We start from the raw sequence: 21,503 nt of genomic DNA, 5'->3' as shown, positions 1-21,503 counted from the left end.
TTTACTAAATATTGTGAAGAATATCGGTCACTCTTCGCTTGCCATCGCGACGACTCAGCTGAACGACAATATCAACGACCTGGCTGACATAGGCTTGAATCTCGCTCCACCCAATGTTCAAGCCGGCCTGCAGGGTCATCAGCGCAATCTGGTCCAACGCGCCGCGCGTCGTGTCCGCGTGTACAGTGGTGATCGAGCCCGGGTGGCCGGTATTGACAGCGCGCAGGAAGCTGAACGCCTCGCGCCCGCGCAATTCACCCATCAGTATGCGGTCTGGGCGTAGGCGCAGGCAGGCTTGCAGCAAGTCCTCGGCGGTCACCTGGGCCTCGCCCGCCACGCCGCGCGCTGCGATCAGGCCGATCGCGTTCGCATGGTCAAGCCGGACTTCGGCAGCATCCTCGATGGCGATCAGGCGCTCGTTCTGGGGAATTTCCTTCAGCAGGGCGTTGAGCAGGGTCGTCTTGCCGCTGGCCGTGCCGCCGGAGAGGACGATGGTCTTGCGGGCTCGGACCGCCGCGCGCAGGAAACCGCCGATGTCACCGGCGTCCAGCCTCGCTCGCAGCGGCTCGTCTTCGGACGAATTGGCGCGCTTCCCAGCGACCTCGGCGAACGCTCCCTCGGCTTCGTAGTCAGCGAGCGTCAGGTCGAAGACGACGTGGCGGCGGATCGCCAGGGCGATGTCGCCCCGCGTCGCAGGGGGGATCACCACCTGAACCCGCGCGCCATCGGGCAGGGACGCCGACAGCAGTGGGTGTTCACGATTGAGTCCCTGCCGCGCGAGGCTGGCCATCTGTTGGACAAGACGTCCAAGAATCTGGGCGGTCAGCAGCGGAGCCTCGACCCGCTCCAGCCCCGCGCCCAGCCGCTCCACCCAGATCTCTCCGGGCCGGTTGACCAGGATGTCGGTGACGTCGGGCTGTTCCAGCCAGGCGCTGAGCGGGGCCAGATAGGTGCGGAGATAGACCGCCTCCGATAGTGAGGCGCTCATCGGCGGGCCGCGCTCTCGAAGACCAGGTCCTTGGCGACGAACACCCGGATGGGGGTGCCCTGCAGCACTTTGATAGTCGGCTGAATGTCGATCTGCTTGCGCAGGGCGATCTCCGCGATCCGACCGGCGTCCTGGGCCGAGCCGATCACCACCACGTCCCGATCGTTGTCGCCGACCGCCGCCGCGGTGATCACCGAGAGCAAGATGGCGGCGCCGAAGCGCTGGAGGAAATGGCGGTCGGTCTGACCCTCAAGGCCACCCCGGCCCAGCGCGTCGGCGCCCGGCGATCCCAGGTCGATGGTCACGCCGTCGGGCCGGATCAGACGGGTCCACACGACGAAGGCGCGCGACTGTCCGGCCGCGACCGCGTTGCGATATTGACCCACTAACTTGGAGCCGCGCGGGATGACCACGCTGGACCCGTCGAACGCCCGCACGTCGCGGCTGACCACGGCGCGCGCAAAGCCCGGCAGGTCGGAGTTGATGGCGGTCTCCAGCACCGCCGGCACCATCGTCCCCTGCGGCGCGGTCAGGTCGGGCCGAGCAATGCGGGAGGATTGCGCCGTTCCCACCGCCTCGCTGGAGACGCGCCGCGCAAATGCGTTGTCGCTGTCGCCCTTGGCGTCCGTGGCGACGACCGTGGCGGGGTTCATCGGCTCGGGGACGGCGGCCGGAGCGGCGCCCGGCGCGCCGATCGGCCCGCTCAGGTCGACAATCAGCGCCGGCGCGCGGCGAGCCTGATCCGGCATTGTCGCCGCGCCCAGGCCGGGCAGGGCGCGCTCTGCCTCGGGAGGCGCCTCATTCAGCCCCATCATGTGGGGAGCCGCCGGCGGGTCGTCGGCACTGACCACTGCGTCGGGTTCGATCATGGGCTCGATCGGCGGGGGAGGCGGATCGAACACCGCCGACGCAGCAGGCGCCGCCTGCTTTTCCGCTCGGTTCGAGCTCATGGCGGCGAACACCATCACCCCAGCGGCGACGACGGCGCCGACGCCGAGCGGCAGGACCCAGGGGTTCGGGGGCTTGGCCACGGCTGTGGGCGCGGTCGGCAGTTCCGTTTCGGCAGGCTGGTTCATCGGGATTTGCCCCACGGCAGGCTCCAGCGCTTCTTCGGTCGCGGCAGCGGGCTGTCCGGCCCCGGCGCCGGCGCGCGCCAGGCGTCGTTATGCAGGGTCAGGGTTTCCTTGCCCCGGCGCAGCATGAAGGCTGGGGCGACCTGATCGACGATGACGTAGTCCCCCCGGACCGAGGAGTTGACCACCGACTCCGCGCCGCTGGCGTCCATGGCAAAGATCGCCGGCGTCTCCGGGCCTTCGGCGAAGGCGAACCAGGTGGAGCGGCCGTCATCGAACACCCGCGCCGGGGCGAGACCGGGCGATCCTGTGTAGGTGTAAGCGGCGTTGCGTTCCAACGGCGGCTCTGGCTCTGGCGACGGCGGCGCAGGCTCCGGCTCCGGCTCGGGCGGGTAGTCGAAGCGCAGACCGAAGATCAGCCGGGGGTCCTTGGGGCCGCTGGCCTCCCGCGTACGCAGCAGGAAACTGTAGCGTCGGCGATTGGTCACCACCGTCATGTTGGTGGCCGCCCCGGCCTCCAGCGGCTTCAGGAACAGCAGGTCGGCGCGGCGGTTCGGGGTCACCTGCCAGTCCTGACTGTCGCCGATGGAGACGTTCTCGATCCGCTCTCCGGGCGCGAATTCGATCATCATCTGGTAGCCGAGGTGGCCGGTCACCTCGACCACCTGGCCTGGGTCATAGGCCACCGAGCGAATTCGCGGGTCGAGCTGGCCCGGCGCCGGCTGCACGACGGCGAACGCAGCGCCCGCCCATAACAAAAGCGCCGCAGCGGGGAGGGCGGCCCACCTCACGGCGCGGTCCTTCGGACATAGGGACGCCCGCTCGCGCTCTCGGCGTCGCGCCGATAGTCGGTGACCTGGAAGCCGAGCGGATTGATGAACCGGTCCTGCATCCGCATCGGGGCGTCGTTGTAGCGGAAGGTGACGACCGCCGACCAAGCGCCAGCGGGCTGGGCGCGGTCCTGTCCGGCGTCCAGGCGCTCCGTCTCGAACCGGACCAAGGCCGTCGTCGGGTTGAGCATCGAGATGCTGCGAATCCTGGTGCTGACCACGGTCGTCGCCGGCGTCTGGTTCAGCACGCTTTGCGGATTGTTCCGGTCATAGGCCCGCAGCCAGGTGGCGCGCGCGCGGCCCGCCGACCAGGCGGCCACCTTCTGATAATCGGCGTTGAGGTCGGCGGCGTCAAAGGTCTCGCGCGCCATGACATACTGGGCCAGGAACGCCTGCGTCACCGCCTCGCGCTCGCTGAGTTCACCCAGCTTCACGCCGCGCGCCATTTCGACATAGCCCGACTGGCGGTCGACGGTCAGCGTGTAGGGCACGACGGTCTTGAGCGGCATCAGCAGAGCCAGGGCCAGTCCTTCCAGCACCGCCACCGCGCAGGCCGCGCCCGCCACGCGCCAGGCCAAGGTCACGGACGCCGCGCGACGCGCCTCGGTGTCCTGAGCCCAGGTTTCTGCCGCCTGGTAGTAGGCCTGAGGGTCGTTCCGGTTCTTAAGCATCTTCATGGGGCTAGCCCGTCACGGGGCGCGGCGGATCGGCTTCGCCGCTGAAGGTCGCCGAGGCGGGCGGGCGCGATCCCGCCATCGCCGTCGGCGATCGCTCGGTGCGAGACGGCGACATGGAGCCGGCCCTCCTGAGCGTCGAATGTGTCGCGCATGTCGATGCGGCGCACTGCGTCAGCCACCTGCGCCGCGCGCGACGGCGCGGGCGCCGCCTCGCGCCAGTCGTTGCGCGTGGGTGAGGGCGCCGCGGTTTCGGTGGCCGGCTGCGCACGCGGCAGGACGAAACTCGCGCCGACGACGCCCATCATCAGCACCAGGCAACCCTGGGCGGCGGCGAAGATGAAGATCAGGGTCGCGACCCCGGCGACGACGGCGAGATCAAACACGCCTGACGCGCGCATGGCCGCCAGGCTCGCCAGCCGCGGTTCGAGTAATGCCAGCAACAACGCCAGGCCGAGGGTCGCGGCGAACGGCGCCAGCGCGGAAATGATCAGCGCTCTCAGCCAGCCGGCGAACAGGCTGTGCGTATGGGCCAGCAGCATCAGCGCTATCGCGATAGGCCCCAGGGCGGTAAGCACACCCGCCACGATCTTGGCCACCAGGACGACCCCGAGCGTGCCGGCCAACAATGCGGTCGATGCTGACCACAGAACCTCGGCTGTCGCCGCCGGTCCCCCGGGGAGGGCGTCCGGGTCGGGCGCGGTCGCCAGCGCCGCGGCGGTCACGACGATCTGGTCGTAGGCCGACTGCAGCTCGGCCCAGATGTCGCCAGCTCCAGCCTGGCGGATCGGGCCCGTCAGGACGGCCGCGAACACGGTCAGGCCGTCGAAGACATTGTCCAACACCAGGGCCTGGAAGATCGGCCACGCGGTAGTCAGCGCCAGGATGGCCCCGATCCTGACGGCGATCTGGGGCGTGTCAGCCAGCCGCGGGCCGCGACCGCTCATCAGTCCCCAGCCCACGAAGGCCACATAGAGAGTCAGCAACGCGGTGACGATGGTGGGGAAGGGGGAAGGCGGCGCGGTCAGCGCCTCATAGCCGCTCTCGGCGAAGACGCGGACGCCGCAGTCGACGGTCTGCATCAGGCCGCGGACCATGCCGATGGATGCGGGCGGAGCTGGACAGGCTTCGATCACGTCGCCGCTCCTTGGACCAGCAGCGGCAACCAATCGGCGGGGTCGTCGCCGACGCGCGCGCGCAAGGCGTCTAACCGGCGCACGGAAGCTTCAGTACCTGAGAGCACCATCAGGTGGTGCTCCAGTCCCTTCAGGTTCAGTCGGGCGACCACGCTGTCGTCGCCCTGCTTGACCAGGAAGCAGCGGGAGGTGTCCGGCAAGGTCCTGACCAGATCGTACTCGTGCTGGGTCAGGCCGAAGCCTTCGACATACTCACGCCGCTGGGCCTTGGGGTTCGGCAGGAAGACCTGTGTCGCGGCCTGCTCTACGATGGCCGAGGCGATGCGGCTCTCGAGCGCGTCCGAGGCGCTCTGGGTGGCGAACCCGACCGCGCCGTTGCGCTTGCGGACGGTCTTCTCCCAGTCGCGAATCCGCTGGACAAACACGTCGTCGTCGAGCGCCTTCCAGCCCTCGTCCACGACGATCAGCGAGGGCCGCCCGTCCAGGCTCTGCTCCACGCGGTGGAAGAGGTACATCATCGCGGGCGTGCGGGTATGCGGGGTGTCGAGGATACGGGTCATGTCGAACCCGACGACCCCGCGGCTCAGGTCCAGGCCGTCGCTCTCGTTGTCGAACAGCCAGGCATGTTCGCCGTCGCCGAACCAGGGGGACAGGCGGCTGGCGAGGTCGCCCATGGCCGGACGGCGCAGGCCATGGAACAGTTCTTGGAAGTAGCGCAGCCGACGATAGCGCGGCGCCTGGGCGAAGTTCGCATCGACGGCGTCAGCTATGGTCGCGCGCTCGTCCGCCGTGGCCTCGCCGCCAGCGGAAGTCAGCCGCATGACCAGCTCCGACAGGAACGCGCGGTTGGCCGGGTTGTCTTCCATCGCCAGCGGATTGAACCCGGTTGGCTCGCCCGGTCTGATCAGGTCGTAGCGTCCGCCGACAGCGCGTATGAAGATCTCGGCGCCCCGATCCTTGTCGAAGTAGAAGAGGCTGGGCGAGACCTTCCGCGCTTGGGCCATCAGGAACGTGAGCAGGACGGTCTTGCCGCCGCCGGACGGGCCGATGACCGTAAAGTTGCCGAGGTCGCCCTTGTGGAAACTAAAGTAGTAGGGCGACCCCGAGGTGGTCTCCAGAACCGTGATCGCCGGTCCCCAGTGGTTCCCGTCCGCCTGGCCCAGCGGGTAGTTGTGGCAGCTGGCCAGCCCTGCAAAATTGGCGGACGAGATCAGAGCTCTCCGCGCGATGTCTTTGAAATTACCTGGGAATTGAGCCCAAAATGCGGGTTCCATGCCGACGTCTTCGCGCACCGCGATCACGCCGGATTCCGTAAAGGCGCCCCTGGCCTCGGCGACAGCGGCGTCGAGCTCGCCCAAGTCGCCGGCGCGGATCATCATGGTCAGGTGATGCTCGCCGAACACGGCGCGGCCGGAGGCGACCTCATCCTTGGCCTCGATCAACTCACGCTTGAGGCTGATGGCGTCGTCGTCGCTGGCCCGCATGCGGCGCAGCGCCAGGTTCATGCGGTCAAGGGTCGGCTGGCGTTCCACGAACGCGAAGCTCTCAGTCAGCACCAGCTCGAAGGGCAGCTTTCCCAGCCCGTCCAACAGCCCGGGCGACGAGCGGGCCGGGTAGTCCTTCATCGACAGCATCGCGGCGAAGCCGCGGGCCGCGCCGCTGGGGCCGGGCGAGCATTCGATGGCGTCCAGGCCGAAGCTGAGCCGGGATGTCGGGAGGTGGGTCCCGAGGTCGCCACGCGGCAACAGCATAGGCCGCACTTCGCCGTTCGAAATTGCCGAGATGAACTCCATCGGCTCCGAGCAGAGCCCGCTCTCGCTGTCATAGGCGGTTAGGAGTCTGGCCCCGTAGGGCGCCAGGCCGGCCAGGAACGCGTCGCGCGCGGCATTGAGTTCGCGCAGGTCCTGTCCCTGTCCCGCTGCGCGACGGTCAGGCGCTCGCGCCACCATGTCCAGCAGCCCGAGCCGGCCTTGAAGCGGCCGGCGCACGAGGGTGAGGAACAGCTCGTTCGTATAGAGCTGCCGCCCAGCCAGGCGTTCCCGCCAGTCGCGGTCGAGTGCGGCGCTGAACGGGTCGTCGAAATGGCCCCGCAGCGCGGCCTCGGCCCGCCGCCGCACCACATGGTGATAAACGGCGAACCGCGACGAGGCGATCGAGCGCAACATCGTGTCGCGCACGGACTTCCGGTAGTTCAGTTCCTCGGTGTCGGCGGTCTCGAACGGGAAGCCGCGCAGGTGCAGGACCTGCATGAGCATGCCATCGCGCGTCTCGATGGTCGCGTCGTCGACGTGTCGCGCGTAGGGCAGGCGGTCGCCCACACGCGCCTCCCTGGGCGCAAGCGCTGCGCCTAGGCCGAAGGAGGCGAAAACGGTCACGGCGCGTAGCTGTTCGCGCGCCAGAAGCCGTGGTTGCGCACCCGGGGGCAGCGGCTCGCACGGACGATCCAAAGGTCGAAGAAGCGCGGTTCCCGCGCGCAGCCGATATAGCCGGCGACATGTAACAGCACGGCGACGCCCAGCGCCCAGAATGACCGGCTCACCAGGAAGACCTCGACCGTGACGATCAAGTTGAGCACCGCATAGCTATAGGTGACGCCGCCCAGCATCTGAGGGCGCGTTAGCGCCGTGAACATGGGGTCTGAGGCAAGCGCGCCCGACACGTTTAGCCGCCACCCGCAACCTGGCGGATACCGGCGACGATGGCCGCTGCGCCGAACAGGATGAAGCAGCCCATCACAACGACAACGCCGCGGCGCCAGTCCATCCGGCCGGTCAACATCAGGAAGCCGATGACGCCGATAGCGATGACCGCGGCCGCGGTCGCGACGTTGCCCATCAGGCTGCCCTGCAACCAGTTCAGCGCCGAGAGCATCGGCGAGGAACCGGCAGGATCGAGCTCGACGCCCTGGGCGGCGGCCGGGCCGGCGGCGAGGGCAGCGGCGAACGCCAGGGCGAAGTTGCGCTTCATGTGTAGGGTCTCAGCGATCATTCTGGGCCTGATCGGCCAGGCGATTGAGCACCTGGGCGATGTAGGCCTGGGTCTCGGCGTAGGGTGGCGGACCGCCGTGACGGCGCACCGCGTTCGGTCCGGCGTTGTAGGCGGCCAGGGTCTTGACGATGTCGCCGTCGAATTGGTCGAGCAGGGTGCGCAGATAGGCTGCACCGCCGCGAATGTTCTGGGCTGGATCACGGGGATCAACGCCCAATCCGCGCGCCGTGCCCGGCATCAATTGCATCACTCCGCGGGCGCCCTTCGGCGAGACGGCGCTGACATTGAAGCGCGACTCCGTCCAGGCGACCGCTTCTATCAGACGGTCGCTGACCAAGGATTGCTCGCCGCTGGTCCGGAACATTTCCGCCAAGGCGGGGCGCGGAGCGCGAGGATGCATGGGCGTTCCGACCGCCTCATTCCCCAGCGAAGCTGAAATAAGGATCGCGTTCCCCACGTCGTCTATCTCGAACACGTCCGCGCGCGCGAACGTCCCGCCAAAAACCACGACGTGGAGAACTACAATCGAGGCGAGTAACCGGGCGCGAAACATGATGGGTGAAGAGCCGCCGGACATTCCGTGGGCGGGGCGGGATCTGGGAGGTGTCGATCAGCATCGACGGCATGGCGCCTCGTTAGCGGGATCGAGGGGCCAGGAGCCGGTGGAATGCGACGAAAGACGTGCAAAGCGCGACGGTTGCCATATTCACGCGGCTGCGGCGACGGTGCGCTTCCAAACGTCCGCACAACGCCATGCACAGCACGGTATCATTTCCGATAATATTCCTTAGGCGCATTTATGGTAGCGCGTTCAGTGTCGCTTTTCCCCAGCGATGCGAACACGCCCGAACGGCGGCTTCGCATGGGGAAACACGCTGCTTTCCATTTCCCTCGACTACGCGAGCGGCGGCCAGCAGCTGCAAGTCTGTTCCCCGGGGCAAGACAGCTTCCACTGGCCTCACGTGAGGGACATCGGTCATCCCATCTTCACGACGCCTCGACCGGATGTGACGATCGGGTCTCGTCCTTCGAGTTCCGAAACCAACCGATCTGGCTGAAACGTCCATCCCCACGAAGCGCTGTATCTAGTTGCGTCAGAAACTCCTTGAAGCTGGGCTGCATGCGCCAGATGCGCCAAGTCATGTCCATCGTCATGAGGTTGCAGACCTCCTCATCCATGCGAGTGATCTGCAGCCAGAAGCGCCGGCCATTTGCGCAGGCATCGAGCTCCCAGCCGTGCTCGGCGGCATGGATCGGAGCCGACACATCGTAGCCGAGACCTGCAAGCATCGCTGCGATCGCCTCAGTTACGCTTCGACCGGGGAACTCCACGAAGTCTATCTCGTCTTCAATGCCGTCATAGGGAAGTTCGGTTCGGAATTCCGCTTCCGGTCTGACGCTCACCAGGAGTCCTCCTCGTCTATCATTCCGTGCGCAACCGCGCCGGCGGCGCCTCCCAGACCTCCTACGCGCGCCTTCAGAGGGGCCGGACTACCGTGCCAGATCCGCCCCGCTAGGCCGTATTCCTTCAACCCGAGACCTGCGCCACTCCATCCGCCTCCGCCGACCCTTGCAGGAAATCCAGTTCCCTTGAACTCGGGGTCGACCTTGTAGTGAAGTTCGTACATGTCACCCCGGGTGATACCCTCCGGCTTCAGGCGATTGAAGACGCTCTCGCTGTAGCTGCGCGGGAGGGCCATTCGCCGCGGGCCGTAGTGGTGGCCCATCCCGTACTTCGGGTAAGGCTCAGCCAAATGAGCCGCCTTAGCAGGCGTGAACCCCTGCCCCAGATACTTCTCTGCCTTGGAAGCCGTACGAAGGCCCTTCACACTCTTGGCTAGGGGCCCGCCGACGGGAATGATGCCACATCGAACGCAAGTTCACCTTGGTTCATGCCGATGTTCAGCCGGCGCTGAACCTCCTCTCTCACCGTCGGCGCCGCACGCGTCGCGGTGGGATCCAGATCCACACGCATCTGATGCGCCTTGTCGCGCACGTCGCGGACGACGATCTGCGGGTCAGCGACGCCCTTGCGGACATAATCCACGCCCCGCGATGCGGCTCCGACCAGCTGTGCAGCCGCCGACTGACCTGCCGGGCTCAGTAACACGTCTGATGGATTTAACAGCCGCTGGAGGAATACCGCGCCTTCGGCGAGACCCTCCACTGCATGGACGCCGCCCCTCACAATGCCGGCAGCATTGCCAACCCCCTGCGCCACGTCTCCGGCGACGGCCCTCACCACAGGATTGCGATTCAGATCGACCTTGGCCCGCGGCGCCTGATCGCCGCCAGGCGGTTGGGGCGACTGCCTGACGACCGGCTTGCGATCATCGAGCAGCTTCGCCCCGAAGCGTTTGACCTCCTCCTGGGTACGAAGAACCAAATCCGTTCCCGACCTCAGAGCATCTCCATAGGCCTTATGTGCTACCGCCTCCGCCTTACGGCCGAGCTTCGCGACCTCCCGCGTGCGACGGTCATAAAAGTCCGCCATCGTTTCGAGCGCGCCGCCGCGCGCCGGCCGATAACCAGCCATCCTTGCCTCGCCTTTCCTGCTGAGAACGCCCATCTAGCGCCCGACGTGCGCCCTACCGGCATCAGATGATGAGCATCTCACAAGGCTCAGCTTGAAGCAAGAACAAAACACGAACGTGACGGTTCGGCCGCGGTCTTCGCAAAAGTTGACTGGCCGAACTGCGGGACTCACGATGCCCTGCTTCCTGGGGGGCCCCAGGAGGAACGCCATGGGCCAATCGTTGCAAGGTCACGTGCTCATCATCGAGGATGAGATCCTGATCGCTTTGGACATCGAGACCTCCTTGGAAGCCCTGGGGTATCGAAGTTTCGACATCGCAGACAGCCCAGGCGAGGCTCTCGCCAGCGCCATCAGCCACCGCCCCGATTTGATCACTGCCGACGTGCGGATCTGCGGCGGCACTGGCATCGACGCCGTACGGGCGATCAAGGCCGAGCTGGGCGAAATCCCGGTCGTCTACGTCACCGGAAATGTCGATATGTTGCGCAATGTAGACGCCCACGCGATCGTTGAAAAACCGATCGACACACGTAACTTGGCAGCCACATGCCTGCGTCTTTGCCCTCTTCCGGGCTAGCTGCTCGCCGGCAGGCAGCGCCAGACGCTGCATCTCGAGCAGGTCACAGCGGACGATGGCCCAAAGCGCGGCAGCGGCGGCGAGCTATCGAATGACCAACGACCTACCGATTATCGATATGAGCAGCCTCTTTGAGCGATCGGACGCCGCCGGATGCGCAGCGGTGTCGGAGGCCCTGGCTCACGCCTGCGAGGCTCATGGGTTTTTCTATCTGACCGGTCACGGCATACCTCCAGGGCTCCTGGAAGACCTCGAGACCCTGAGCCGTGCGTTCTTCGCCCTCCCCCTGGCCGACAAGATGCAGATCGCCATGGCGCGCGGCGGTCGCGCATGGCGCGGCTACTTCCCAGTGGGCGGTGAGCTCACCTCGGGACGGCCTGACCTGAAGGAAGGCCTCTATCTGGGAGTCGAACTGGGTCCTGACGATGCACGGGTCGCCCAGGGACGTCCGATGCACGGCGCCAATCTCTGGCCCGCCCAGGTTCCAGAGCTTCAGCGCACAGTCGCCGCCTACATGCTCGCCACGACCCGAGCGGCAAGTCTGCTCATGGAGGCCTTCTCCATTAGCCTTGGTCTCGAGCGGGACTATTTCGCCAGGACATACACGGGCGACCCGACGGTCCTGTTCCGGATCTTCCATTATCCCGCGGCGCCGGCGTCGGGTCAGGACGTTGATCCTGCCTGGGGGGTTGGCGAACATACCGACTACGGCCTTCTCACTCTGCTGGCGCAGGACGAACAGGGCGGTCTGCAGATCCGAACGCCGGGCGGTTGGATCGAAGCCCCACCGATCAAAGGGACCCTGGTCTGCAACATCGGCGACATGCTCGAACGGCTGACCGCCGGTCGCTATCGGTCCACGCCCCATCGCGTGCTGAACCGCAGCGGCCTGGACCGCCTCTCATTCCCGCTGTTCTTCGACCCGGACTTCGCGGCGGAATTGAAGCCGCTGCCAACCGTTGCGGCGACCGTCTTAGAGGCGGCCGATGGATCCGATCGATGGGACAAGGCCAGTCCGCACGCATTCGAGGGGACCTACGGGGACTACCTCCTCAGCAAGGTGGGCAAGGTATTCCCCCAACTCATCTCGGCGTTGGATTAAGCGATCGGCTAGGACTGGGCGGCGGCCGCGCGAACGGGGAGCCTCCAGTTTGGTCGGGCGAAGTGGCAGGTGTAGCCGTTGGGGATCCTTTCCAGGTAGTCCTGGTGCTCCGGTTCGGCCTCCCAGAACGGACCGACGGGCTCGACCTCGGTCACCACCTTGCCCGGCCACAAGCCCGAAGCGTTCACGTCCGCGATGGTGTCGAGCGCGACCGCCTTCTGGACCTCGTTGGTGTAGTAGATCGCTGAGCGATAGCTGACGCCGAGATCATTGCCCTGCCGGTTCAGAGTGGTTGGGTCGTGGATCTGGAAAAAGAACTCGAGCAGCAGGCGATAGGTGAGCGAGGCGGGGTCAAAGGTGATCTCGATCGCCTCGGCGTGGGTCCCGTGATTGCGATAGGTGGCGTTCGATACGTCGCCGCCCGAATAGCCGACGCGGGTGGAGATCACGCCGGGCATCTTGCGGATGAGATCCTGCATGCCCCAGAAGCACCCGCCCGCAAGGATGACGGTCTCAGTCGCAGCGCTCATTTCAATGCCCTCCGGAGGCTCGCACATTGGCCAACGCGCCAAAAATCGCACGTTGCTTGAGGGCAGAGATGTAGTCATCCGGTGGCCGAGTGAAAGGCCCAGGCGGCTCGCGATCGAGCCCGCGCCGGGGTCGCTCGATCTGCTTTGAGGAACCGCCCAAGCCGCTACAGTACCCGACAGGCGTCTCCGAAGGCCAAGCGCGGCAAGCGATCGAAGTGCCCGACCGGATCTGCGTAACCGAGGTTGCAGATGAAGTTGCTGACGACGGCAGTGCCGTCGAAGAACTCCCTGTCGACGCCGGCGTGGTCGAAGCCCGACAACGGTCCGCAATCGAGGCCGAGCGCCCGCGCGGCGAGCATCAGATAGGCCCCTTGCAAGGTCCCGTTCCGCAGCGCCGTGATCGCGGCGACCTCCCGGTCGGCGAACCAGGCCTTGGCGCCAGGATTGTGTGGGAAGAGCTCGGGGATCCGCTCGGCGAAGTCGAGGTCATAGCCGATGATGACCGTGACCGGCGCGGCCAGGGTCTTGGGCCAGTTCGCGCTGGAAACGTGAGGAGCCAGGCGGGCCTTGGACTCCGATGTGACCAGAAACAGGAAGCGCGCCGGCGACACGTTGGCCGAGGTCGGGCCGAGCCTAGCCAGACCGTAGATCTCGCGGAGCAAGGCTTCAGGCACCGCCCCTTTGCTCCAGGCATTGGCCGTGCGGGCCTTGCGGAACAGCTGATCGAGAGCGAGGTCGGCAAGACCTTCGGTTTGACGTTCGGTCATAGGTTGAGAACCGCAGTTTGCATGATGTCCGCCAGGCGGGAGATCGTCTGGTGGGGGTCTGCCCGCGTGTGGCTCGCATATCCGACCGCCGGGAGCGGCGGCAGGTCGGCGTCGTCGAGCACCCGGTCGGAGAACATCTCGGTGCGGCAGGTGACGCCCAGGCCCGCCGACACCGCGGCGCGAAGCACCGACAGGCTCGGGGTTTCCAGCACCACCCGATAGGGCCGCCCGGCAGCCTTGAGCGCGGCCAGAGCGGCGTCCCGGAAGCGGCAGGGCTCCTCGAGGATGGCCAGCGGCAGCACCTCCTGTTCAAGGAGCGATGCGTCGCCCATCCAGATGGTGCGCGCCAGACGGATCGCCGATGGATCATCGCCGGCGCCCATGCAGAGAACGACATCGAGACGATCGGACTTGAGCAGATCGAGCAATTCCTGCGAGCCGCCCACCCTCACCTGCAACTGGACGTCAGGGTTGAGGTGCGTGAACTGGGTCAGGACGCCCGAGAGAAGCGTCTCGGCGAAGTCCTGCACCAACCCCACGCGTGCCGGGCCCGCCAGCGCTCCGCCGGTCAGCGCCGCCACGGCGCGGTCGTTTGTCGCCAGCATCTCGCGCGCGAAGCCCAGCAGGCTTTGCCCGACCGGCGTCAGCACCAGACGGCGGCCGTCGCGATGGAACAGCGGAGCCTGGATCGCTTCTTCGAGCCGCTTCATCTGCAGGCTCAGCGCCGACTGGGTGACATAGACGCGCTCCGTCGCCCGCAACATCGAACCGGAGTCCACAATGGCGGCGAAACTGCGCAGCAGCTCGGTCGGCAGGTTCACGGCCACGCACTCACCTATGAGTTTCTCTGATAACCCAGTTGAATATATGTCTATTGAGTTGATAGGAATTAAGGGGCTTTCTGACGAAACGCCAAGCGGAATTTTCCCTTGCGCGCCAGACGTCCGGAGCCCGTGCAGTGTCTCTATCGGCAACCGCCAGAAAACCTATCGAGGTTCGTCTTCCGCGACTGAGCATTAGCAATGCTCGTTGGTTGTCGCCGGTCCTGCTGCTGCTGCTTTGGGAGCTTGGATCCCGCAGCGGGCTCATTCCCGCCCGCATCCTAGCTGCGCCCTCCACGGTCATCGGCGCGCTCTGGGAGCTGACAATCAGCGGTGAGCTGTTCTCCAATCTCCTGGTCTCGCTGGCGCGGGCCAGCGTCGGCCTGGCCATCGGCGTGGCGGCAGGGACTGTTCTGGCGCTGATCGCTGGACTTTCCCGGGCCGGGGAAACGGCCGTCGATCCGCTGATGCAGATCAAGCGCACGATCCCCAGCCTGGCCCTGACCCCGCTGTTCATCGTCTGGTTCGGGATCGGCGAGGCGCCGAAGATCACCCTGATCGCCGTGGCGACGGTGTTCCCGATCTATCTCAACCTGTTCTCAGGCATTCGCAGCGTCGACGTGCGTCTGGTCGAAGCGGCGCGCAGCTTCGGTCTCAGCCAGACCGAGCAGATCACCCAGGTGATCCTCCCCGGCGCCCTGCCCTCGCTCCTGGTCGGTCTTCGCTACGCCATGGGCGTGGCGCTGCTGGTGCTGGTCGTGGCCGAACAGATCAACGCCTCCGCCGGCCTCGGCCACCTCATCAACAACGCCCGTGATTTCATGCGCACCGACATCATCGTCGTCTGCCTGCTGGTCTACGCCCTGCTCGGCCTGACCGCGGACCTGATCGTCCGCTCGATCGAGCAACGCGCGCTCGCCTGGCGGCCCGCCCTCATCAAATCCTGAGCCTCGGCTCCCGACCTCCGCACGAAAGGCCGCGACCCGTGTCCATTTCCCCGCTTCGTCCTTCCCCTGCCGATACTGCCAGCGCCCCCGTGGTCCGCGTCCGCGGCTTCACGCGGCAGTTCGGCGACGTCGTCGTCCTGAAGGATCTCGACCTCGACATCGCGCCCGGCGAATTCGTCGCCCTGCTGGGGCGCAGCGGCTCGGGTAAGACCACACTGCTGCGCACTCTGGCCGGGCTGGACGCCGCGCAGGGACAGGACGTTGCAACGCCGGCGGCCCGCGCCGTGGTCTTCCAGGATGCGCGGCTTTTGCCGTGGAAACGGGTTTGGCGGAATGTCGCCCTGGGCCTGAAGGGCAAGGATGTCAGGGCCCGTGCTGAGGCCGCGCTAGGCGAGGTCGGGCTGGATCACCGCCTCGACGCCTGGCCCGCCACCCTCTCTGGCGGCGAGAGCCAGCGCGTGTCGCTCGCCCGGGCCTTGATCCGTGAGCCTGGACTGCTGCTGCTGGACGAGCCGTTCGCTGCGCTCGACGCCCTGACCCGGCTGCGGATGCACGAGCTGGTGCTGTCACTGTGGCGCAAGCACGCCCCCGCCGTCCTGCTGGTCACCCACGACGTCGATGAGGCGATCGCTCTGGCCGACCGCGTCCTGGTTCTCGACCATGGACAGATCGCGGCCGAGGAAATCATCACCCTGCCGCGCCCGCGCGAGGCGGACGCGGCCTTCCAGGCTGTGCGCCAGCGTCTGCTCGCGCACCTAGGTGTGGAGAGCGTCCGGCCCGCCGCCCCTGAGGGCGCCTTGGTGGCTTTTCCCAGCGGCGAGGTGGTGGCGTGAGCGCCCTGGCCGCCGAGATCGCGCCGGTCCAGGACCTTGAAGCGCTGCTCCCCGACCTGACGGCCGCCTTCGCCGCTGGAGCCGACCAACACGACAGGGACTCCAGCTTTCCGTTCGAGAACTTCGAGCGCCTGCACCAGGAGGGCCTGCTCGCCCTCACCGCCCCGACGCGCTTCGGCGGCCGCGCCGCGGACCTGCCGACAACGCTGAAGGTGGTTGAGGCCGTGGCGAGAGGAGAGCCCGCCACGGCCCTGGTGCTGACCATGCAGTACCTGTTCCACGCCTCGCTCGACGGCCGGGCGGGCTTCAACGACGATCTGAAGGCCAAGGTCGTGCGCGACGCGGTGGAGAACGGCGCGCTGATCAACGCCCTGCGTGTGGAGCCTGAGCTCGGGACTCCGGCGCGCGGCGGCCTGCCGGCCACGGTGGCGCGTCGAACGGCCGAGGGCTGGAGTCTGACGGGCCGAAAGATCTATTCGACCGGCTCCCCGGCGCTCACCTGGATGATCGTCTGGGCGCGGACCGACGAGGAACAGCCGCGCGTCGGCGGCTTCCTCGTTCACCGCGACGCGCCCGGCCGCCGGATCGAGGAGACCTGGGATCATACCGGCCTGCGCGCCAGCGGCAGCCATGACGTGATCTTCGAGGACACGCCGATCCCAGAGCTTCACGCGTTGTCGCCGCGCCTGGCAGGCTCGCCACAGCCGCCCGATCCGGCGATGGCGGTCTGGTCGCCGGTGCTGACGGCTGCGATCTACGATGCCGTCGCTCGCACTGCCCGCAACTGGTTCGTGCAGTTCGTCGTCGACCGCAAGCCAGCCAATCTCGGCGCTTCGCTGGCCACCCTTCCCCGCTTTCAGGAACTGGTCGGCGAGATCGACGGGCTGCTGCTGCAGAACCGCGTCTTGCTGGACAGCGCCGCCGAGGGCCGGCTGGGCGCCGCGCATGGCGGCCTGGTCAAGCATCTGGTCACCGAGAACGCCATCGCCGCCGTCGAGAAGGCTATCGCCGCGAGCGGCAACCCCGGCCTCTCGCGCCACAACCCGCTGCAACGCCACTACCGCGACGTCCTCTGTGGCCGTGTCCACACGCCTCAAGCCGACGTCGTCCTGGCCAGCGCCGGCAAGGCCGCCTTCGCCGCGCTCGCGGCCCGCTGAATTTTGCCTTCCTCCCCGGAGCCAACCCGATGACCGACACTCCCGACCTGGAGATCCTGGGCCTGATCTCGACCCAGTACGCCTCCGAAACCCACCCCGCCAAGAGCGGCCTGATCGACAAGGCCTACCTGGCTGCGCTCGCCAAGGCGCATGAGTACGCCGGCTTCGACCGCGTGCTGATCGGCTACAACGCAGCCTCGCCCGACGGTTTCCAGGTGGCTGCCTACGCCGCCCAGCAGACCGAGAAGCTGAAGTTCCTGCTCGCCCACCGCCCCGGCTTCACCGCCCCGACGTTGGCGGCGCGCCAGTTGGCGACCCTGGACCATCTGAGCGACGGACGCTTGGCAGTCCACATCATCACCGGCGGCTCTGACGAGGAGCAGCAGCGCGACGGCGACTTCCTGTTGAAGCAGGAGCGTTACGCCCGCACCGACGACTACATCACCGTCCTGAAGAAGGCCTGGAGGAGCGAGGGGCCGTTCGATCACAGCGGCCCGTACTACCGCGTGATCGGCGCGCCGGCGGCGGTGAAGACCCGCCAGCAGCCGCACCTTCCGGTCTTCTTCGGCGGCTCCTCCGACGAGGCGGTCGAGATCGCCGGGCGGCAGGCCGACGTCTATGCCTTGTTCGGCGAAACCCTGGACCAGGTGCGCGAGATCGTCGGCCGCGTGCGCGCCGCCGCCAAGCAGAACGGGCGCGAGATCAAGTTCTCGCTGTCGCTTCGCCCGATCCTCGGCCGCACCGAGGAAGAAGCCTGGGCCCGGGCCGAACGCATTCTGGAACAGGCCAAGTCGCTGCGCGCCGGAGGTGCAGGAGCGCCGACCCGCTACGCGACCGCCCGCGGCGGGCAGCGACTGCTGGAGGCCGCAGCCGGGGGAAAGGTGCGCGACAAGCGTCTGTGGACCGAGATCGCCGCGCTGACGGGCGCTCAGGGCAACTCCACCTCGCTGGTCGGGACGCCCGAGCAGGTCGTCGATTCCCTGCTCGACTACTATGACCTGGGCATCACCAAGTTCCTGTTCCGCGGCTTCGATCCGCTGGAAGACGCCATCGAGTACGGCCGCGAACTGCTGCCGCAGCTGCGTGCAGCCGTCGCCCAGCGCGGAGCGCCGAAAATCCTGGCTGCGGAGTAGATCGGGTGAGCCGGCTCGTCGTCGCCAGTCAGCTGAACGAGGCGTTCAACACCGCCTTCGCAGAGCAGCTTCCCGAAGTAGATATTGTCGGCGTCCCGGTTGGGCCGCCGGCGGCGCTGCCGCGCGAAGCGCAGGTGCTGATCGCCGCGCCGTTTCGCAAGGCGGGCGGCTCTCTGCCGGCCTCGCCCCCCCCCGGCTGGCCGTTCAACGTCAAGTGGGTGCAGTTGGTCTCGGTCGGGATCGACTTCTATCCGCAATGGCTGTTCGACGGACCCGCCGTGACCTCTGCCCGAGGCGCCTCGGCCGTCGCGCTGGCCGAGTTCGCCCTGGCGGCGATCTTCGCCGAGGCCAAGCGGCTGCCGGAAATCTGGATCGACCGCTTCGAACAATGGGCGCCCAGCCCGCTGACCCTGGTCGCCGGCAAGACCCTCGGCCTGGTCGGCTTCGGATCGATCGGAGAGGCGCTGGCGCCGCGAGCGCGTGCGCTTGGCTTGAACGTCCTTGCGGTCCGGCGCTCGGCCCGTCCGATCGACGAGCCCGGCGTTGAGCAGGTGCAGGACCTCGGCGAGCTCTTCGCGCGCTCCGACTATGTGGTGCTGGCCGCCCCGGCGACGCCCGAGACGGAGGGCTTGATCGGCCGCGAGGTCCTGGCCCAGGCGAAGCCCGGCTTGCATCTGATCAATGTCGCGCGCGGCGCGCTGATCGATGACGAGGCGCTCCTTGAGGCTCTCGACGACGGTCGCGTGGCCCGGGCCAGCCTCGACGTCACCCACCCAGAGCCGCTGCCGTTCAACCATCGCTACTACGGCCACCCGCGGGTTCGGCTTTCGCCGCACACCTCGGTTCACACGCCCGACACCCGCCGGAACCTCGCCGCCCAGTTCGCCGCCAACCTCGCCAGGTTCCGCGAAGGCGCGCCACTGGCCGATCTGGTCGACACCGCCCGCGGCTACTGAGCCAGGAGTCAAAATGAACCTGCCCCTTCAGCGCCCTCTCAGCGCTTCGCACCCGACCAAGATCGAGACGGTGCTGCCGGAGCGCGTCCTTGGCGCGCCGAGCGCCCTGCCCCAACAGCCGACGATCGAGGCCGAGCGGCTCTATCGCAAGCAGCGTCTGGCGGCAGGCTATCGGCTCTTCGCCCGCAACGGCTTCGACATGGGCGGGGCCGGCCACATCACCGCCCGCGACCCCGAGCATCCCGACCACTTCTGGGTCAATCCGGCCGGGGTCCACTTCAGCCGGATCACGGTCTCCGAGCTCATGCTGGTCAACCACGAGGGGGAGATCGTCCAGCCGCCGGCCCACGCCAAGCCGAGGCTGAACCGCGCCGCCTTCGCCATCCATTCGGAATTGCACAAGGCGCGGCCCGACGTCGTCGCCGCGGCCCACTCCCACTCGCTCTATGGCAAGGCCTGGTCGGCGCTGGGGCGGCTGCTTGATCCGCTGACCCAGGACTCCGCGGCCTTCTACGACGACCATTCGATCTTCGCGGAGTTCTCAGGGGTCGTGCTGGACACCAGCGAGGGCGAAAAGATCGCCGAGGCCCTCGGGCCGCGTAAGGCGGTGATCCTGCAGAACCACGGCATCCTCACCGTCGGCCAGACGGTGGAGGCGGCGGTCTGGCGTTACCTGGCCCTGGAGAACGCCTGCCAGGTCCAGTTGCTCGCTGAGGCCGCGGGCCAGACCCGGCCGATGCCGCCGGAAGTGGCGCGCCACACCGCCAGCCAAGTCGGCACCGAGATTGGCGGCGTCTACGCCTTCCAGCCTTATTGGGACGTGGTCAGCGAAGAAGAGCCGGACCTGTTCGACTGATGGACCTCGCCAGTATCTCGCGGCGCGGGCTGATCGCGGCCGGTGCGGCGCTCGCCGCCTGCAGTCCACGCGCCGCGGCCTCCGACGTCACCTTGCGCGTGGCGACCTACAAGGGCGGCGTCCAGCATCTGCTCCGAGCGGCGGGCTTCGAACAGACTCCCTACAAGGTCCAGTGGGCCGAATTCGCCGGCGGCAATCTGATCACCGAGGCCATCGACGCACGAGCCATCGACATCGGCTCGATGAGCGAGATCCCGCCGATCTTCGTTGCCGGCCGGCCCACGCACTTGCGACTAGTCGCGGTCCAGAAGGGCGATGTGAACGCCCAGGTGACGCTGGTGCCGAAAGGCTCGCCGATCCGTTCGCCGGCCGACCTCAAGGGCAAGCGCATCGGCTATGTGCGCGCCACCACGGCCCAGTACTTCCTGGTCCGGCTGCTGGCCGAACAGGGCCTGACCCTGGCCGACGTCTCCGCCATCGCCCTGTCGCCGCAAGACGGCCTTTCGGCCTTCAGCCAGGGCGCGTTGGATGCGTGGGTGATCTACGGAATCCAGGGCAACCTCGCCCGGGCGCAACTGGGCGCCAGGGTGCTGACGACCGGCCTTGGCCGGCTCTCCGGAAACTACCTGCACGCCGCGCTGGACGAGGCCCTGCTCGATCCGCAGCGTCGCGCGGCGATCATCGACCATCTTCAGCGGGTGCGGCGAGCCTATCAGTGGGCCGACGCCAATCCGCAGGTTTGGGCCGCAGCCCAGTCAAAGGCGACTGGCGTGCCGATCGAGATCTATCTGCAACAGCATCAGGAGCGCAGCGCGCGCACCGAATTGGCGCCGGTCGCCGACGCCGCCATCACCTCCCAGCAGACCGTGGCCGACGTCTTCGCCCAGATTGGTGCGATCCCGGCGCAGGTCGACGTCAGCAGCCTGTGGAGCCGGGAACTGAACTCAGAACTCGGCGGCAAGCCGTGACGTTTCTGACTCATCCTGTCGTGGCGGAGCTGCGCCCTGTGACCCACAATCTTCCTCGCCTCCGCACCTTCGTCTCCGACATCGCCACCCTCCTGGACGCACCGGCGGAGGAGGCAAAGGTGCTGGAGGCGGGGAAGACCCTTCTGGCCGATCTCGTGTCCCACGACGATTGGCTGCCGGACGCATTCGCGGCCTCCAATCCGGAGCGCTACACCCAACACCTCCTGCACTGCGACAGCCGCCAACGGTTCTCGATCGTCAGTTTCGTCTGGGGTCCGGGCCAATCGACGCCAGTTCACGACCACACTGTCTGGGGCCTGGTCGGCGTGCTGCGTGGGGCCGAACTCTCGCAGGCCTTCCGGCGCGAAGGCGACCAGCTTGTCGCCGACGGCCAGCCGCACCGGCTCGAGCCGGGCCAGGTCGAAGCGGTGTCCCCGACGGTCGGCGACATCCACCAGGTCTCCAACGCCTTTTCCGACCGCGTCTCGATCAGCATCCACGTCTACGGCGCCAACATCGGGGCGGTCCGCCGCTCGACCTATGACGCCGCCGGCCGGCCCAAGCCTTTCATCTCCGGATACTCCAACACCGTGCTTCCCAATCTCTGGGACGCCTCCAAGAGCCTCTGACC

Annotated in this window: 24 protein-coding genes; 10 read left to right on the top strand and 14 right to left on the bottom strand. The window is 67.3% G+C overall.

What is annotated here, in order from left to right:
* Window positions 1-4: 4 nt before the first annotated feature.
* The 11 genes from virB11 to AC1DQJ_RS04200 all read right to left on the bottom strand — a co-directional run bounded on the left by virB11 (window position 5) and on the right by AC1DQJ_RS04200 (window position 10,258).
* The gene (gene virB11, locus AC1DQJ_RS04250; RefSeq protein ID WP_477600594.1) at window positions 5-988 is read right to left on the bottom strand and encodes a P-type DNA transfer ATPase VirB11; all 984 of its coding nucleotides are present in this window, start codon (window positions 986-988) and stop codon (window positions 5-7) included.
* The gene (locus tag AC1DQJ_RS04245; RefSeq protein ID WP_477600592.1) at window positions 985-2,064 is read right to left on the bottom strand and encodes a TrbI/VirB10 family protein; all 1,080 of its coding nucleotides are present in this window, start codon (window positions 2,062-2,064) and stop codon (window positions 985-987) included. Before AC1DQJ_RS04245 ends, virB11 begins: the two co-directional genes overlap by 4 nt.
* The gene (locus AC1DQJ_RS04240) at window positions 2,061-2,852 is read right to left on the bottom strand and encodes a TrbG/VirB9 family P-type conjugative transfer protein (RefSeq protein ID WP_477600591.1); all 792 of its coding nucleotides are present in this window, start codon (window positions 2,850-2,852) and stop codon (window positions 2,061-2,063) included. Before AC1DQJ_RS04240 ends, AC1DQJ_RS04245 begins: the two co-directional genes overlap by 4 nt.
* On the bottom strand, window positions 2,849-3,568 hold the full coding sequence (locus AC1DQJ_RS04235; RefSeq protein ID WP_477600589.1) for a VirB8 family type IV secretion system protein: 720 nt from the start codon (window positions 3,566-3,568) through the stop codon (window positions 2,849-2,851). The genes AC1DQJ_RS04240 and AC1DQJ_RS04235 overlap by 4 nt, the downstream gene beginning before the upstream one ends.
* Window positions 3,565-4,701 (bottom strand): TrbL/VirB6 family protein, encoded by a 1,137-nt coding sequence (locus AC1DQJ_RS04230; RefSeq protein ID WP_477600587.1) that lies wholly within the window; start codon window positions 4,699-4,701, stop codon window positions 3,565-3,567. Before AC1DQJ_RS04230 ends, AC1DQJ_RS04235 begins: the two co-directional genes overlap by 4 nt.
* Complete coding sequence (locus AC1DQJ_RS04225; RefSeq protein WP_477600585.1) at window positions 4,698-7,076, bottom strand: VirB4 family type IV secretion/conjugal transfer ATPase; 2,379 nt, start codon at window positions 7,074-7,076, stop codon at window positions 4,698-4,700. Before AC1DQJ_RS04225 ends, AC1DQJ_RS04230 begins: the two co-directional genes overlap by 4 nt.
* A complete protein-coding gene (locus AC1DQJ_RS04220; protein ID WP_477600583.1) occupies window positions 7,073-7,360 on the bottom strand; it encodes a VirB3 family type IV secretion system protein in 288 nt (95 codons plus the stop codon). The genes AC1DQJ_RS04225 and AC1DQJ_RS04220 overlap by 4 nt, the downstream gene beginning before the upstream one ends.
* Window positions 7,361-7,362: 2 nt before the next feature.
* Window positions 7,363-7,668 carry a TrbC/VirB2 family protein gene (locus tag AC1DQJ_RS04215; protein ID WP_477600582.1) on the bottom strand — a complete coding sequence of 102 codons (306 nt, stop codon included), beginning with the start codon at window positions 7,666-7,668 and terminating at the stop codon, window positions 7,363-7,365.
* Between the two features lie 10 nt (window positions 7,669-7,678).
* Window positions 7,679-8,089 (bottom strand): lytic transglycosylase domain-containing protein, encoded by a 411-nt coding sequence (locus tag AC1DQJ_RS04210; RefSeq protein WP_477600580.1) that lies wholly within the window; start codon window positions 8,087-8,089, stop codon window positions 7,679-7,681.
* 587 nt (window positions 8,090-8,676) lie between these two features.
* Window positions 8,677-9,093, bottom strand: coding sequence for a hypothetical protein (locus tag AC1DQJ_RS04205; protein WP_477600578.1), 417 nt, complete (start codon window positions 9,091-9,093; stop codon window positions 8,677-8,679).
* A 433-nt stretch (window positions 9,094-9,526) separates the two neighbouring features.
* Complete coding sequence (locus AC1DQJ_RS04200) at window positions 9,527-10,258, bottom strand: hypothetical protein (RefSeq protein WP_477600576.1); 732 nt, start codon at window positions 10,256-10,258, stop codon at window positions 9,527-9,529.
* Window positions 10,259-10,433: 175 nt separating this feature from the next.
* Between AC1DQJ_RS04200 and AC1DQJ_RS04195 the strand changes: the two genes are divergently transcribed.
* On the top strand, window positions 10,434-10,802 hold the full coding sequence (locus AC1DQJ_RS04195; protein WP_477600574.1) for a response regulator: 369 nt from the start codon (window positions 10,434-10,436) through the stop codon (window positions 10,800-10,802).
* A gap of 91 nt (window positions 10,803-10,893) precedes the next feature.
* On the top strand, window positions 10,894-11,904 hold the full coding sequence (locus AC1DQJ_RS04190; RefSeq protein ID WP_477600573.1) for an isopenicillin N synthase family dioxygenase: 1,011 nt from the start codon (window positions 10,894-10,896) through the stop codon (window positions 11,902-11,904).
* Window positions 11,905-11,912: 8 nt separating this feature from the next.
* Here the strand turns inward: AC1DQJ_RS04190 and msrA are convergent, their stop codons facing one another.
* The 3 genes from msrA to AC1DQJ_RS04175 form a co-directional block, all read right to left on the bottom strand.
* On the bottom strand, window positions 11,913-12,434 hold the full coding sequence (gene msrA, locus AC1DQJ_RS04185; protein ID WP_477600571.1) for a peptide-methionine (S)-S-oxide reductase MsrA: 522 nt from the start codon (window positions 12,432-12,434) through the stop codon (window positions 11,913-11,915).
* Between the two features lie 164 nt (window positions 12,435-12,598).
* A complete protein-coding gene (locus AC1DQJ_RS04180; protein WP_477600569.1) occupies window positions 12,599-13,201 on the bottom strand; it encodes a malonic semialdehyde reductase in 603 nt (200 codons plus the stop codon).
* Window positions 13,198-14,022 (bottom strand): LysR substrate-binding domain-containing protein, encoded by an 825-nt coding sequence (locus AC1DQJ_RS04175; protein WP_477600567.1) that lies wholly within the window; start codon window positions 14,020-14,022, stop codon window positions 13,198-13,200. The genes AC1DQJ_RS04180 and AC1DQJ_RS04175 overlap by 4 nt, the downstream gene beginning before the upstream one ends.
* A 212-nt stretch (window positions 14,023-14,234) precedes the next feature.
* Between AC1DQJ_RS04175 and AC1DQJ_RS04170 the strand changes: the two genes are divergently transcribed.
* The 8 genes from AC1DQJ_RS04170 to AC1DQJ_RS04135 all read left to right on the top strand — a co-directional run bounded on the left by AC1DQJ_RS04170 (window position 14,235) and on the right by AC1DQJ_RS04135 (window position 21,501).
* On the top strand, window positions 14,235-14,969 hold the full coding sequence (locus AC1DQJ_RS04170) for an ABC transporter permease (RefSeq protein WP_477600565.1): 735 nt from the start codon (window positions 14,235-14,237) through the stop codon (window positions 14,967-14,969).
* Window positions 14,970-15,058: 89 nt separating this feature from the next.
* Complete coding sequence (locus tag AC1DQJ_RS04165; protein WP_477600563.1) at window positions 15,059-15,802, top strand: ABC transporter ATP-binding protein; 744 nt, start codon at window positions 15,059-15,061, stop codon at window positions 15,800-15,802.
* Window positions 15,799-16,959: an acyl-CoA dehydrogenase family protein gene (locus AC1DQJ_RS04160; protein WP_477600561.1), complete on the top strand. Its 1,161-nt coding sequence runs from the start codon at window positions 15,799-15,801 to the stop codon at window positions 16,957-16,959. Before AC1DQJ_RS04165 ends, AC1DQJ_RS04160 begins: the two co-directional genes overlap by 4 nt.
* 29 nt (window positions 16,960-16,988) lie before the next feature.
* The gene (locus AC1DQJ_RS04155; protein WP_477600560.1) at window positions 16,989-18,092 is read left to right on the top strand and encodes an LLM class flavin-dependent oxidoreductase; all 1,104 of its coding nucleotides are present in this window, start codon (window positions 16,989-16,991) and stop codon (window positions 18,090-18,092) included.
* A 5-nt stretch (window positions 18,093-18,097) separates the two neighbouring features.
* Window positions 18,098-19,048, top strand: coding sequence for a D-isomer specific 2-hydroxyacid dehydrogenase family protein (locus AC1DQJ_RS04150; RefSeq protein ID WP_477600559.1), 951 nt, complete (start codon window positions 18,098-18,100; stop codon window positions 19,046-19,048).
* 13 nt (window positions 19,049-19,061) lie between these two features.
* On the top strand, window positions 19,062-19,904 hold the full coding sequence (locus AC1DQJ_RS04145; protein ID WP_477600557.1) for a class II aldolase/adducin family protein: 843 nt from the start codon (window positions 19,062-19,064) through the stop codon (window positions 19,902-19,904).
* The gene (locus AC1DQJ_RS04140) at window positions 19,904-20,872 is read left to right on the top strand and encodes an ABC transporter substrate-binding protein (protein WP_477600555.1); all 969 of its coding nucleotides are present in this window, start codon (window positions 19,904-19,906) and stop codon (window positions 20,870-20,872) included. The genes AC1DQJ_RS04145 and AC1DQJ_RS04140 overlap by 1 nt, the downstream gene beginning before the upstream one ends.
* A 38-nt stretch (window positions 20,873-20,910) precedes the next feature.
* On the top strand, window positions 20,911-21,501 hold the full coding sequence (locus AC1DQJ_RS04135) for a cysteine dioxygenase family protein (protein ID WP_477600553.1): 591 nt from the start codon (window positions 20,911-20,913) through the stop codon (window positions 21,499-21,501).
* Window positions 21,502-21,503: the final 2 nt, after the last annotated feature.

This window comes from Phenylobacterium sp. P4_E10 (genome assembly GCF_056401675.1).
This window is presented reverse-complemented; position numbering and strand designations above follow the sequence as displayed.